The organism is Cupriavidus sp. H39, from assembly GCF_050271075.1.
Lineage (GTDB): Bacteria > Pseudomonadota > Gammaproteobacteria > Burkholderiales > Burkholderiaceae > Cupriavidus > Cupriavidus necator_B.
Genome location: NZ_CP189848.1, coordinates 2,471,375 through 2,485,086 on the forward strand (window position 1 = coordinate 2,471,375; position 13,712 = coordinate 2,485,086).

Sequence of the window (13,712 nt, forward strand, 5' to 3'; positions counted from 1 at the left end):
GAACGGGAAAGCGGCAAGCGCGCGCCGGCCAGTGGGCGCGACCGCCAAGCCGGCCGGCGCGACGCCGTTCAGAGGTTGCGACGGTCCATCACCGCGCGGGCAATGGTGCCGGCATCAACATACTCCAGCTCGCCGCCCACCGGCACGCCGCGCGCCAGGCGCGACACCTTGAGGCCGCGCGCCTTGAGCATCTCGCCGATGTAGTGGGCGGTGGCCTCGCCTTCGCTGGTGAAATTGGTGGCGACGATGACTTCGCCGACCGGGCCGCCCAGCTCGGGCTCGGTGGCGCGCGCCAGCAGCCGGTCCAGGTGGATCTCGCGCGGGCCGATGCCGTCCAGCGGCGAGAGCCGGCCCATCAGCACGAAATACTTGCCGCGGTAGGTCAGGGTCTGCTCGATCATGACCTGGTCGGCCGGCGTTTCGACCACGCACAGCACCGAGGCGTCGCGGCGGTCATCCAGGCAGGTCTCGCAGATTTCCTGCTCGGTGAAGGTATTGCAGCGCTGGCAGTGGCGGATATGGTCCGCCGCGCCGCGCAGCGCGTCGCCCAGCTTGCGCGCGCCCTCGCGATCGTGCTGCAGCAGGTGGTAGGCCATGCGCTGGGCGGACTTTGGCCCGACGCCGGGCAGCACCCGCAGCGCCTCGACCAGCGCCTGCAGCGAAGTCGGCGACGACGCTTTCACAATGGCCTTAGAACGGCAGCTTGAAGCCCGGGGGCAGCGGCAGGCCCGAGGTCATCGAGCCCATCTTTTCCTGCGTGGTGGCCTCGGCCTTGCGCACGGCGTCATTGAAGGCCGCGGCGACCAGGTCTTCCAGCAAGTCCTTGTCTTCGCCTTCGGCCAGCAGGCTGGGGTCGATGGTGACGCGCTTGACGTCGTTCTTGCAGGTCATGACCACCTTGACCAGGCCGGCGCCGGACTGGCCCTCGACCTCGATCAGGGCCAGCTGTTCCTGCATCTTCTTCATGTTTTCCTGCATCTGCTGGGCCTGCTTCATCAGCCCGGCGAGTTGACCTTTCATCATGATGGAATGCTCCTGGATTCGGTAAGAGTTCGGTGACGGAAATTCGGTAAAGCAAACGCTGGCCGCCGGTCAGGCGGCGCGCGGCTGGATCGAGCCTGGCACGATCTGGCCGCCGAAGTCGCGCAGCAGCCCCTGCACGAAGGGATCGGCCTCGATCGCGGCCTCGGCCTGGCGCTGGCGCTCGGCGCGGGCCTCGGCGTCGGCCGCGGCGGCGGTGACCGTGACCCCGCCCACTTCGCAGACCACGCGCACCGGTTCGCCGAAGTGGTCGCACAGCGCCTGCTGCAGGCGCTCGGCGACGCCGTTCTCGCCCAGCGCCGCGACCGGGATGCGCAGGTGGAAAGTGCGCCCGACCACCTGCGTCAGTTCGCTCTGGTAAGCCAGTTGCTGCGCCAGGCCCTTCAGCGGCAGGCCGGCGGCCAGCACCGGCCAGTCGCCGGTGAAGGCCGGCGGGGTGCCATCCTCGCCCGCGGCAGGCGGGCGTGGCGCGACAAATCTGGCGGATTCCGCCGGCGCCGGCGCCGCCGGCAAGGCAGCGGGCTCGCGGGCCGGCTCGGCCTCGCGCACCGGGGCCGCGGCCGGGCGAACCGCGCCGTTGCGCGGTGTCGCGGCACGCGAGGCGGGCTCGCTGAAACCGTAGTCGTTGTAGCCGGGGTCGCTGTCATAGGGACCGATGACCGGCAGGTCGGGCGGCAGTTCTTCCCACGGCGGCACATCGCTGCCCCCGGCAACTTCCCAGGGCGGCACGGATTCGGGCTGCGGCTTGGGTGTCACGGGCCGCGCCGCGGGCGCTGCCGCGGGCCTGGCGGGCTGCAGCGACTGCGGCGGCGCCGGCCGTGCCGCCGGGGCCGGGGCAGCAGCCGGACGGCTCACCGCTGCGGCCGCAGGGGCCCGCAACGGTTGTGCCGGCGGCCGCTGCGCCGCGGCCGGCGCGGCAGGCATGGCCGGCGCTGGCGCCTTGCGGGCGCCGCCGCCGCGGGCTGCGGAAGCCTGGCGGGCAGCGGCCAGCGCCGCGGCCGCAGGCGACATCGCGCCGGCAGCCGCGCGCGCCGGCGCGGGCTCGGCCGCGGCAGGCGAGGCCATCGGCGCCGCGGCAGGCGCGGCCGTGGCCGCCGCCGGCACCACTGCGGGCACCGGCACGGCATCGCTCATCATTGCGGGAGCGGTGGCAGCCGCTGCCGTCGCCGCCTGGCGTGCCTCGGCCGGACGCGCCGCGGCTGGCGTGCCGGCACTGCGCTGGCGTGCGGCCGCCGCACCGCCGCCCTGTCCCGGCGCGGCGTCCGGTTCCGACGACGGCCGGAACGCCAGCATGCGCAGCAGCGTCATGGTGAAGCCGGCGTACTCGTCCGGCGCCAGCGCCAGCTCGCTGCGGCCAAGGTTGGCGATCTGGTAGAACAGCTGGACTTCCTGCGCGTCGAACACGCCGGCCAGGCGCCGCACCTCGTCAGCCTCGGGCCATTCGTCCTGCACCGAGGCCGGCACGGCCTGCGCCAGCGCCACCTTGTGCAGCAGCGAACCCAGGTCCTGCAGCGCGCCGGCAAAGGACAGGCTGCGGTCAGCCATGGCATCGGCGATCGCCAGCATGGCGGCGCCGTCCTCGGCGGCCAGCGCATCGAGCAGCTGCACCAGGTAGCCCTGGTCGATCGCGCCCAGCATGCCACGCACGGCGTCCTCGGACACCTGCCCGGCGCTGTAGGCGATGGCCTGGTCGGTCAGCGACAGCGCATCGCGCATCGAGCCGTGCGCGGCCTGCGCCAGCAGCCGCAGCGCGTTGCCGTCGTGGGCAATGCCTTCCTGCGCCAGGATATGGTCCAGGTGCGAGACGATATGTCCCGGCGGCATCTGCTTCAGGTTGAACTGCAGGCAGCGCGACAGCACCGTGACCGGGATCTTCTGCGGGTCGGTGGTGGCGAGGATGAACTTGACGTGCCCGGGCGGCTCTTCCAGCGTCTTCAGCATGGCGTTGAAGGCGTGGTTGGTCAGCATGTGCACTTCGTCGATCATGTAGACCTTGAAGCGCCCGGCGGTGGGAGCGTAGACGGCCTTGTCCAGCAGCTGCGCCATCTCGTCGACGCCGCGGTTAGACGCGGCATCCATCTCGATGTAGTCGACAAAGCGGCCGCTGTCGATTTCCTGGCAGGCCTTGCACTGCCCGCACGGCTGGGCGGTGATGCCGCCGCTGCCGTCAGGGCCGGTGCAGTTCAGGGCCTTGGCCAGGATCCGCGACAGCGTGGTCTTGCCGACCCCGCGCGTGCCGGTGAACAGGTAGGCATGGTGCAGCCGCTGTTGTTCCAGCGCGTGCGTGAGCGCGCGGACCACGTGCTCCTGGCCGACCAGCGTGGTGAAATCCCTGGGGCGCCATTTGCGCGCTAGAACTTGATAACTCATGGCGGCGATTGTAGCAAAAGGCGGCCCCCCTCCGGCCGCCGCGGCACCTGCCCCGCGGTCTTTATCCGGCCCCGCCGCCAGCCGCCCTCGCCGGCGGCCGCAAGCCGCCCGCGAGCGGGCTCAGCCGCACTCGCCGACGTAGCCGCAATTGGCACATTTGGCACAGCCGTCGACCTTGTGCAAGGCGTGGGCGCCGCACTCCGGGCAAGGCTTGCCGGTGCCCACCCCAGGCGCGCCCGGCGTCGCGCCGGCCAGGCCGGCAAGGTCCGCCCCCTCCGCCAGCGGCTGCCCGCCGCCATCGCGCTGCGCCAGCCGCGCGGCCAGCGCCGCCACCGGCACCTGACCGCCGTCGGCGTCCAGGAAGCCGCGCTTGATCAGGATGCGCTGCAGCGCATAGCTCAGCGCCGCCACCTCGGAATCATGGAAGCGCGGCACCTCGGTGCCGTCCTGGCGCACCAGCGTGCCGTAGCGCACCGTGCCCTTGTCCCACACCACGTTGCGCATGTCGGCCAGCGCCTTGGCCACCGAGCCGCCCGAGCGCGCCACCATCGACAAGAGCCGCATGGTGGAGGTGATCCATTGCTGGCCTTCGCTGCGCTGGCCCGCCGGCATGAAGAACTCCACCGGGCGCTCGATCTCCACCGGCTTGCCGTCGGCCACGCCGGCAACGCGCATGAAGTTGACGGTCAGGTAGACGGTCTTGTGGCCCTCGTAGGTCAGGTATTCGACCTTGGAGGTCACGCCCTCCAGGTCGCCTACCGGCCGGCTGCCGAACGGGCGCACCAGCGGGTTGTCGTCGGCCGCGGGCGCAGGCGCCGCGGTGGGCGCCCCGACCGACAGCACCGCGCCCAGCACCGGATTCGGCCGGTAAGTGGCCAGCCCCTTCAGGCCGGCCTTCCAGGCCTCGAAGTACAGATTGCGGAAGGCTTCGTAGGGATAGTCCTCCGGCACGTTGACGGTCTTGCTGATGCTGGTGTCGATATACGGCTGCACCGCTTCCAGCATCCGCATATGGTCCAGCGCCGACATCTGCAGCGCGGTGACGAACGCATCCGGCAGCTGCGCCATGTCGGCCCCCATGTGACGGTAAAGCCGCCAGGCATGGTCCGCCACCTCGAAGCTGCGATAGCCATCGTCCGGCATGCGCTTCCTGCGGTGGTAGGTCCACGAGAAGGCGGGCTCGATGCCATTGGACGCATTGTCGGCAAAGGCCAGCGTGATGGTGCCGGTGGGCGCGATCGACAGCAGGTGCGAGTTGCGCAGCCCATGGCGGCCAATGGCGTCGCGCACCGGCTCCGGCAGCCGGCTGGCGAAGCCGCTCTGCAGGTAGGCGCCGGCATCGAACAAGGGGAAGGCGCCCTTCTGCGCCGCCAGCTCCGTCGACGCCAGGTAAGCGTCGTCGCGCATGCGTTCCGAGATCCGCGCCGCCAGCTGCCGCGCCGGCTCGGTGTCGTAGCGCAGGCCCAGCATCACCAGCGCGCTGCCCAGCCCGAGGAAGCCCAGCCCGACGCGGCGCTTGGCGTGGGCCTCGGCCTGCTGTTCGGGCAACGGCCAGAAGGTCACGTCGAGCACGTTGTCGAGCATGCGCACCGCCACGCGCACCACCTCGGCAAAGGCCTCGAAATCGAACGCGGCCTGCGGCGTGAACGGCTGGCGCACGAAGCGGGTCAGGTTGACCGAGCCCAGGCAGCAGCAGCCATAGGGCGGCAGCGGCTGCTCGGCGCAGGGGTTGGTGGCCTCGATGCGCTCGCAGTAATAGAGGTTGTTGTCGGCGTTGATCTGCGACAGGAACAGGATGCCCGGCTCGGCATGGTCGTAGGTGGCCTGCATGACCTGGTCCCACAGGTTGCGCGCCGGCACGCGCCGGTACACCCACTGCCCGTCGTCGCGGCGGTACGCGCCGGCGGCGATCATGTCGGCGCCGGGCTCGGCCTCGTGCACGAGTTCGACTTCGGCGTCGGCCTGCACCGCCTGCATGAAGGCGTCGGTGACGCCGATGGAGATATTGAAGTTGCTGAGTTCGCCCTTGTCCTTGGCGTGGATAAAGCTCTCGATATCCGGATGGTCGCAGCGCAGCACGCCCATCTGCGCGCCGCGGCGCGCGCCGGCCGATTCCACCGTGGCGCACGAGGCATCGAACACCTTCATGAACGACACCGGCCCCGAGGCGCGCGAATGCGTGGCCCGCACCAGCGCCCCCGCCGGGCGGATCGCCGAGAAGTCATAGCCGACGCCGCCGCCGCGGCGCATGGTTTCGGCGGCCTGCGCCACGGCGGTGTAGATGCTGGGGCGGCCGTCGCGCGGCTCCGACACCGAATCGCCCACCGGCTGCACGAAGCAGTTGATCAGCGTCGCCTGGATGCCGGTGCCGGCCGCCGAATTGATGCGGCCGGCCGGCACGAAGCCGTTTTCCTGCGCCCACAGGAAGCGCGCGCTCCAGGCTTCGCGCTGGTCCTCGGGCTCGGCCTGGGCCAGCGCGCGCGCCACGCGCTGCCTGACGTCGGCGATGCTGCGTTCTTCGCCCTTGGCGTATTTTTCGATCAGGACTTCGGTGGAGATTTCCTGCGGCGCCAGCGCCCCGCGAATGATCTGGTCGTTTGCGTTCATGTATTGGCTCACCACGTGTACGGGTCGGTGAATGGTCGGGCCAGCGCGGCCCGCATTGCCTGCGCCAGATCAACCCGGCGCCATGGCGCGGACAATGACCCGCGCCTGCCAAGGGCATTCGATGCAAATCCTGCGCGCGCCCGCGCTCTGGGGTACAATGCGCCTCGGACGGGCCTCCTCGCATGGTGGCGCGGTCAACCTGGTCAGGTCGGGAACGAAGCAGCCACAGCCGTTTTCCGCCAGTGCCGAGGGTCAGGCTCGTCCACCTCACACCCCCTTCCTCAGTACCCCTGCTTCAATCCCCCGTCAAATAGCCAACCGCGCGCGAGCCGCTTGCAGCGCAGTCCCTGTCACTTTAGTACAGACCTGCCGCCATCGCGCGTGCCATGCGCCCCATTTTGCGCCGATTCTGGCACCCTGTCCGGGGCACCGTTCCAGCTTTCAGAACAGCGAACCCTGCTGCGGGGCCGGCGGCGCCAGGCGCTCGGCGGGAATCCATTCGCCCTCGGCGGTGGCCACGCCAGCGTCAATGCGCTTGCCGGGGAACATTGGCGCGATCGCGGCCGCGTAGCGGCCCAGCTGCGCGCGATAGGACGCGTGCTCTTGCGGCAGCAGGCGCAGCTTGTAATCGACGATGACGACGCGGTCGTCGAATTCCACCAGCCGGTCAATACGCAGCAGCCGGCCACGCGCGTCATAGAGTTCGACTTCGTTGCGCGCGCTGCACGCATCACCTGCCCCAAGCAAGGGTGCCAGCGCGGGCGCACGCAGCATTGCGGACACCGCCTCCAGCGCTTCTTCCACCTGTTGCCGCCACGCCTGCCGTGCTGCCTCGGTGTGCGCGCCCGTCAGCGGGAACCAGCGCAATACGGTGTCGATCGCGGGCACGCCGGCAAAGGCGTCGGGATAGCGCGTCAGGCGTTCCAGCAGCGCATGCACCAGTTCGCCATGGCGGGCCGCCGCGGCGTTGAAGACGATGCCTTCGGGCTCGTCACCGGCCTCCGCATCGGCCTCTGCAAAGGCGATCTCCTGGCGCTCATCCACGGCGTCGCGGTAGCGCAGCCGGAAGTCGGTAAAGCGCACCGGCTCGCTCAGGCGCGCGAGCGTTGACGGCTGGTCCTGCGCCACTGCCGCATCGGCCAGGGCCCCCGGATAGGCCGGCACCATCTCGCCGACACCCGCGGCCTGCAGCCGCACATACCAGCTGCCGGCGATCTCGGCATTGCCTTCGCCCGCGCCACTGCGGCTGGCGCGGCCCTTGACGCCGCTGACCAGCAGGCCCTGTTGCGCGCGGGTCATGGCCACATACAGCAGGTTCCAGTTCTCGCGCTCGCCCAGCGCCGCCTCGGCGTCGAACAGCGGCGCCCGCGCCAGCCCGCGCTCACTGCGCTTGCCGTACGCGGAGAAATGCCGTGGCACCGGCGACGACGGCGGCCAGTCGACCAGGATGCCGCCCCGGTCCGCGGCCGGCTCGCTGTGGTTGGCATCGAGCAGCACCACGAACGGCGCTTCCAGTCCCTTGGCCGCATGCACGGTCAGGATATGGACCGCGTCGAGGCCTGCGTAAGCCGGATCATCCTCCGCCGGCTCGAGATCTTCGGCAAGCTCGCCCATGCCGCCTTCGTCGGGGCTTTCGCCTTCGTCGCCGCGGCGGATTTCCTGCAGTTCGTCGATGAACTTCGGCAGGCTCGGATAGCGCCCGCCGTCGAGGTCCAGCGACAGTTTCAGGAACGCGTCGAGGTTGGCCAGCACCTGCTCGCGGATATCCGGCGGCGCGGCTTCGGCGTAGCGGCGCCGCACCTCGCCGCCGTGGAAGATCTGGTCGATCAGGTCATGCACCGGCTGGTGCGGCGCGACGCGCAGCCACTGCCGCAGCCGCGGCACGCCTTCGCGCAGCGCGTCCGACACCTGCGCGGGCAAGCCACCGGCCTCGAGGCGCGCCCACCAGCCGCCCTCGCCCTCCATCTGCGCGAGGGCCAGCAGATCATCGTCGGTCGCGCCCACCAGCGGACTCTTCAGTACGTGCGCGAGATCGAGGTCCGACTCCGGCGTCATCAGGAACGCCAGCAACGCCGACAGGTCCAGCGCCTCGAGCGTCGCCAGCAGGCCGCCGCGGCGCGGGCTCAGGCACGGGATGCCGGCCTCGCGCAAGGCGCGCTCGTAGTCGGCCAGATGGGTCTTGCGGCGCACCAGCAGGTGCATGTCGCTCCAGCGCGCGGGCCGTTGCGTATTGCCTTCATGCACCGGCACGGTATCGCGCACCAGCCGCAGCCACGCCGCCACGCGCCGCCCCTCCTCCAGCCGCAGCGAATCGCCGGCCTGCCGGCGCGGCTGCAGCAGCGTATCGCGATGCGCGCTGGCGGCTGCGGCTGGTTCTTCGTCGGCGGTCTCGGCCGCGCTGTCATCGGCCTCGTCGGGCTCCACCAGCGGCAATAGCCAGACCGGCCCGCCGCAGCCGCCCAGCGCCGTGGTCTGGGTCGAATACAGCGGATAGCGGCCCTCGGCGCGCGCGCTGTCGAACACGGCATTGACCCAGTCGAGCACTTCGGCGCGATTGCGCCGGGTGCGGTTGGTGCGCAGCACGGTGGCGCCGAACGCATCGCGCAGCATCTCGCCGGCGGCGCCGAAGAGCCGGGCATCGGCACGGCGGAAACGGTAGATCGATTGCTTGGGGTCGCCCACCAGGAACACCGTCGGCCGCTCGCCCAGCCCCGCGTAGCCGGCCAGCCAGCCCTGCAGGATGCGCCATTGCAGCGGGTTGGTGTCCTGGAACTCATCGAGCAGCAAGTGGCGGTAGCGCGCATCGAGCCGCACCTGCAGATAGGTGGCGGTCTCTTCGTCCGACATCAGCCGCGCGGCCTGCCATTCGAGGTCGGCGAAGTCCATCGCGCGCTGTTCGTCCTTGTACCGCTGGTAGCGCGTCAGCAGCGCGTCGCCGATGCAGAACAGGGCCCGGTTGATCGCCAGCACGGCGGCTTCGCAGCAGCGCGCGCTGATATCGTCGAGCATCGCGCAGATCGTGGCATGCTCGTCCAGCAGCGCATCGACCATGCCCTCGCCGCCGGCGGCCTTGACCAGCGCCGCGGTGCGCCGCAGCGAGCGCGGCCCGCCCGTGGTGGTGAAGAAGGCGGCGCGCAACTGCGCGAACACCCGTTGGGCAGGCTTACCCGGCGAGGCGCCGGCGGCGCGCCAGGCGGCGATCGCCATCAGCGCCTCGGTGATGCGGCCGGCGTGGGCCTGCTCGCTCTTGCCGGCCGCGCCCAGCCGCGCCGCCAGCGCTTCGCAGGCATCGCGCCAGCCTTCGTCGGCCAGCGCCTGCAGCAGCACGTCGCCCTGCGCGTCCTCGCCGAGGCAGTCGGACAACGCTTGCTGAGGGTCGCCGCCTTCCTGCATTGCCCACCATTCGCTGCGGGCGTGGAACATTGCGTCAAGCAGCGCGCGGGCCTGGAAATCGCCGACGGTATCAACCAGCGTTTCCCAGGCGGCGCGCAGCTCGGCGTATGCCGGCGTGGCCAACGCGCGCCACACCGGCGCCCAGGCCTCGCGCTTCATGCGCAGCGCATCTTCGCGCAGTGCCGCGCCCGGCACGATGCCCGACGCCAGCGGCGCGCCGCGCAGCAGCGTGCCAAACCAGCCGTGGAAGGTGTCGATGGCCATGCGCCCCGGTGCGGCCAGCACCTGCGCATGCAGCCCGCGCGCGCGCGGCAGCGCCTCGCGCGCGGCGTCGGGGGCAAGGCCACGCTGCACCAGCGCGGCGATCACGTCGTCGTCGCTGTCGCGCGACAGTTGCGCCAGCACCTCGAGCAGCCGGTCGCGCATTTCTTCGGCGGCCTTGCGCGTGAAGGTGATCGCCAGGATCTCGTGCGGCGCCCCGCCGGCCAGCAGCAGGCGCACCAGCCGCGCCACCAGCAGCCAGGTCTTGCCGCTGCCGGCGCAGGCTTCCACCACCACCGACCGCGCCGGATCGCAGGCCGCGCGCGTGAACTCGGCCTCGGAAACCGGTGCGCCATCGCGCTGGTAAGGCTGGATCTCGTGCAGATCGTGAGGCGTCATGATGTCAGCGCCGGCACGGCGGTGGAGTCCCAGAAGCCCTTGCGGCACAGGCCGCGGGCGGTGCAATACACGCAGGCCGAGGCATCGCCGAAGGCCGGCAGATTCGCGCCCTGGCGCAGGCGCATCACGTCGTCGCGCATCTGGCGTTCCAGCCAGGTGACCGCGGCCTCGAAGTCCGGCAGGCCGACCTCGCGCTGCGCCGCCGGCGCGCCGTCGCGCGCGCCTTCGAGCGAGACCCAGCTGCCCGCCGCGGCATCGGCGCGCAGCAGGCCGTAGAACGGCAACTGGCAGTCTTCTTCCACCTCGGCCAGCTTGCGCTTGAGCCGGGTGGCGCTCTGGGTCTTGTAGTCGAGCACGGCATGCGCGCCGCCCGGTCCCTGGTCAAGCCGGTCGATGCGCCCGGTCAGGCGCAGCGGCTGGCCGTCCGGCATCGGCAGGTCGATGCCGGCATCGAGCTCGCCGCCCCGCCAGAACCAGCCCTCGGCCTCGCGCGCGGACTGCCATGCGACATACGACGGCAACACCTCGCGCCAGCGCCGGTAGTAGGCAATGGCGTTGCCGTCGGTGGCCATCAGCGCGCCGAAGACTTCGTCGGAGATCTCCGCCAGGCGCGCCAGGCACGCGTCTTCAGACCACGTTTCGCCGCGCTCGCGCCGCGCCTGGAGATCCTTGTGGTAGGTCAGCAGCACGCGGTGCAGGGTCTCCCCGATCTCTCGCTTCTCCAGCTCGTCGCTGACCGTCTCGAGCCCGGCCAGGCCCAGCATGCGGCCGGCAAAAAACTGGTAGGGGCAGCGGCGCAGCATGTTGTACGCCTGCGCGCTCCAGCGCACCGGCACCAGTGCGGGATCGGCGGCGGGGGCCGGCATGCCGCGCACATCGGCGAAGGTCTCGTGCGCCTGCGGTGCAACGGCGGCTTCGATGCTGACGCCTGCGCGCGCGCAGCATGCCGCCAGCCGCTCGATCCAGCCTGACACATGGTGCGGTTCGCCACGGCTGCCGTAGCGCTGCCAGGTCAGCACCACGTCGTCGTTATTCAGCAGCACCTCGGCAAGGTCGCGCGCCTGTTGCGCGAAGCGCGCCTCGCGGTCTTCAAGGTCCAGCTCGCGCCGCATCTGGTTGGAAAAAAACATCAGCTCGGCGGCGCTGGACGGCAACTGCGCGTCATCGCAGCCGACGATCACCACGCCTTCGAAGCGCCGCATGCGCGCGCCGTTTAGCGGCAGGATGGTGATGCGCGCGGGCCCGCCGGCCGACGGTTCCTTGTAGGCGACCGATTCCAGCAGCGCCGACAGCATCGCGCGGAACTCGCCCTGCGACAGCGTGGCGTGGCCGCCGGTCTCGTCGCGCGGCAGTTCCTGCAGCCGCGCCAGGGCATCGAGCAGCTGGCCGCCGGCATCGTCCGCGGCCAGCGCGGCGCGCATGCCGAGGCGGTCGAGCATACCGTCGAGCCGTTCCAGCCACGTCGCCAGCGGATGCTGCGCGAGGCCGCGCGGCCAGCGTTCGGCCTCGTCGGCCAGCAAGCCAATCAGGCCATGGGCCGCGCGGCGCGGCACCTGGTCGGCATCCTCATCGTCGGCCGCGGGCTGCTGCGCGCTTGCCGGCGTGTGTGCGAACAACTGGCGCAGCCGCCCCCAGCCGCCGGTAATGCCTTCGCGCCGCACCTGGCGTTCGAGCAGCGCGATGGCCGCGCCGCGCGCGGCGACATCGGGCAGGCAGAACGGGCTCTTGAGCAGGTCCAGCAGCGCGGCGGTATCGCCATCGCGCACCAGCAGGTCGAACCAGCGCATCAGCGCGGCGGCGGCGCGCGTGGTGGAGAGCTTCCAGCCGGTCTCGTCGCGCACCGGCGCGCCGGCGCGCGCCAGCAGCGCGCGCGCGCGGCGTGCCACCACGCGGTCGTGCGCGACCAGCGCCACCTGGCGGCGGCCCTGGTTGAGCCACTGCACCAGCTGCGCGGCGGCGGCGGCGGCCTCGTCCTCGAAGCGCGCACAGCCAACCACGCGCACCGACGGGCGCTGCGAGGGCAGTGCCGGCATTGCCGGCGCAGCCTCGGTATCTTCGGCGATCCTGGCTTCCGGCCACAGCGTCAGCAGCGCCTGGTACCAGCCGCCCTCGCCCTCGCCCTCGCCCTCGCCCTCGCCCTCGCCACTCCAGTCATAGCCAACCTGAAGCACCGGCGCCAGCTCGGCGGCATCGCGCAGGAACGCCGCTTCGAGCGGCGTCGGTGGCGTCGGCGCAATCCAGACCACCGGGCCGCGCAACTGCTGGGACAGTTCGCGCAACGCGCGGCGCTTCGCCGGCAGCGGATCGTCGGGCCCGGACAGCGCTTGCCAGAATGCCAGCACGATGCGGGCTTCCTCGCCCAGGAAACGCTCTGACAGATGCGAATAGGTCCGCGCCAGCGCGCCCTGCAGCAGGCCGGCGCGATCGTCGCCATCGATCTCGTCGTCGTCGCGGATGGCGGCGTCTTCGAGCCAGCGCGCGCTGAGCTCGTCGCAGATCGTCAGCAGCGTCTGCGACAGCCCCCATGCCGCGGTCTCGTTCTGGGCGCCGAAGGCACGGCGCAGCCAGTCTTGCCCGCGCACCGCCTGCTGCACCGCGAGCAGGCGCGCGGCCGGGCTGCGCACCGGGGCGCCGTCCGGCGGCAGGTCGAGCAGCCAGTGGCCCAGCGTCAGCACGCGCGGCAACAGCCGCGGCCGCCCGGCGGCACGCGCCGCGGCGTCGAGCGACTGGCGCACGCCCGGAATCTGCGCGGCGGTCGGCACCACCACGTGCGCACCCGCCTCGGGCGCGCCGCAGCGGTCAAGGAAATACCAGGCAGCGGTGGCCGCCTGCTCAAGAAAGTCGGGGCCTGGGCGAAAGCTTAGCGACGTCATGGGCCGTCATCGGGGCGCGTGGGCCGCTGTATCAGGTAACAACGGAAGGCAACAAAGGCAGAGCCCCACCAGCCGGCATGGCCGCCAGCGGGGCATCGCGGTACGGGGGCAGACTGCGCCGCTTCAGTCAGATCCGCCTTCCAGGCGGGCGCGGATCTCGCGCGCGGTTTCGAGCAGGCCCTCGTAACCCGAGCGCGCATGTTCGGGCAAGTCCGGGTCGCCGACCAGGGTGCCAAGCGTTTCAATAATGCTGTAGACCAGCCCGCGGGCGGCGCCGCTGGCGATGCTGTTGGTCTCCACGGCGCTGCTGATATGGTCCAGCGCATCGCTCAGGTGGTCGACGTCCGGCGCCTGGCCGGGCTCGGGCTGCGAAGGCTTGTGGGGATCGGTGTTCATGTCGATGACCTAGTCAGGGGCGCAGGGTGCATGGGAATGGTGCCCGCGAGACGCCCACCGGGCGCCGTGCGAACCGCTTCTATTCTACGCGCGCGCTGTACGCATCTGGCACGGCGGCGTGCACAAGTGCATTCTATGACACCCGCTCTACCCGGCCGCCGCCATTGGGCAAATCTCTCGCCGCCATTGAAAATAAGCATTTCAATGAATTAAACCTTTGCACCAGAATAACGGCATTGCTTGCGAGCCCTGCTGCCGCGGGTGCCGGCGGCCGGTCTTGAAAATCGGCAAACTGGTAACATATCGACAGCACCGGGCGCGGTAGCGGCCTCTACCGCCTGCTTCAGGCTGAAGGGGCGGCCCGACGGGTCC

7 protein-coding genes and 1 other RNA gene are annotated in these 13,712 nt (G+C 71.0%); 1 reads left to right on the top strand and 7 read right to left on the bottom strand.

What is annotated here, in order from left to right; genetic code table 11:
* Nucleotides 1–68: 68 nt before the first annotated feature.
* The 4 genes from recR to ACOCMH_RS26800 form a co-directional block, all read right to left on the bottom strand.
* A complete protein-coding gene (gene recR, locus ACOCMH_RS26785; protein ID WP_010814257.1) occupies nucleotides 69–683 on the bottom strand; it encodes a recombination mediator RecR in 615 nt (204 codons plus the stop codon).
* A 7-nt stretch (nucleotides 684–690) separates the two neighbouring features.
* Nucleotides 691–1,023 carry a YbaB/EbfC family nucleoid-associated protein gene (locus ACOCMH_RS26790; RefSeq protein ID WP_062800650.1) on the bottom strand — a complete coding sequence of 111 codons (333 nt, stop codon included), beginning with the start codon at nucleotides 1,021–1,023 and terminating at the stop codon, nucleotides 691–693.
* A 69-nt stretch (nucleotides 1,024–1,092) separates the two neighbouring features.
* A complete protein-coding gene (locus tag ACOCMH_RS26795; RefSeq protein ID WP_427310163.1) occupies nucleotides 1,093–3,411 on the bottom strand; it encodes a DNA polymerase III subunit gamma/tau in 2,319 nt (772 codons plus the stop codon).
* Nucleotides 3,412–3,531: 120 nt separating this feature from the next.
* Complete coding sequence (locus tag ACOCMH_RS26800; RefSeq protein WP_427310165.1) at nucleotides 3,532–6,018, bottom strand: adenosylcobalamin-dependent ribonucleoside-diphosphate reductase; 2,487 nt, start codon at nucleotides 6,016–6,018, stop codon at nucleotides 3,532–3,534.
* A 167-nt stretch (nucleotides 6,019–6,185) separates the two neighbouring features.
* On the opposite strand from ACOCMH_RS26800, the gene ffs reads away from it, so the two are divergent.
* Nucleotides 6,186–6,284, top strand: an RNA gene (gene ffs / locus ACOCMH_RS26805) — signal recognition particle sRNA small type.
* Between the two features lie 175 nt (nucleotides 6,285–6,459).
* On the opposite strand, the gene ACOCMH_RS26810 is transcribed toward ffs, so the two are convergent.
* The 3 genes from ACOCMH_RS26810 to ACOCMH_RS26820 form a co-directional block, all read right to left on the bottom strand.
* A complete protein-coding gene (locus ACOCMH_RS26810) occupies nucleotides 6,460–10,071 on the bottom strand; it encodes a UvrD-helicase domain-containing protein (protein WP_427310167.1) in 3,612 nt (1,203 codons plus the stop codon).
* A complete protein-coding gene (locus ACOCMH_RS26815; protein WP_427310169.1) occupies nucleotides 10,068–12,944 on the bottom strand; it encodes a PD-(D/E)XK nuclease family protein in 2,877 nt (958 codons plus the stop codon). The genes ACOCMH_RS26810 and ACOCMH_RS26815 overlap by 4 nt, the downstream gene beginning before the upstream one ends.
* Before the next feature lie 123 nt (nucleotides 12,945–13,067).
* Nucleotides 13,068–13,340, bottom strand: a complete 273-nt coding sequence (locus ACOCMH_RS26820; RefSeq protein ID WP_171517844.1) for a hypothetical protein — start codon at nucleotides 13,338–13,340, stop codon at nucleotides 13,068–13,070.
* Nucleotides 13,341–13,712: the final 372 nt, after the last annotated feature.

Excerpts from the sequence above, each read along its gene's own strand:
- ACOCMH_RS26795 (WP_427310163.1), bottom strand. The coding sequence starts at position 3,411 with ATGAGTTATCAAGTTCTAGCGCGCAAATGGCGCCCCAGGGATTTCACC.
- ACOCMH_RS26810 (WP_427310167.1), bottom strand. The coding sequence starts at position 10,071 with ATGACGCCTCACGATCTGCACGAGATCCAGCCTTACCAGCGCGATGGC.
- ACOCMH_RS26820 (WP_171517844.1), bottom strand. The coding sequence starts at position 13,340 with ATGAACACCGATCCCCACAAGCCTTCGCAGCCCGAGCCCGGCCAGGCG.
- ACOCMH_RS26800 (WP_427310165.1), bottom strand. The coding sequence starts at position 6,018 with ATGAACGCAAACGACCAGATCATTCGCGGGGCGCTGGCGCCGCAGGAA.
- ACOCMH_RS26790 (WP_062800650.1), bottom strand. The coding sequence starts at position 1,023 with ATGATGAAAGGTCAACTCGCCGGGCTGATGAAGCAGGCCCAGCAGATG.
- ACOCMH_RS26815 (WP_427310169.1), bottom strand. The coding sequence starts at position 12,944 with ATGACGTCGCTAAGCTTTCGCCCAGGCCCCGACTTTCTTGAGCAGGCG.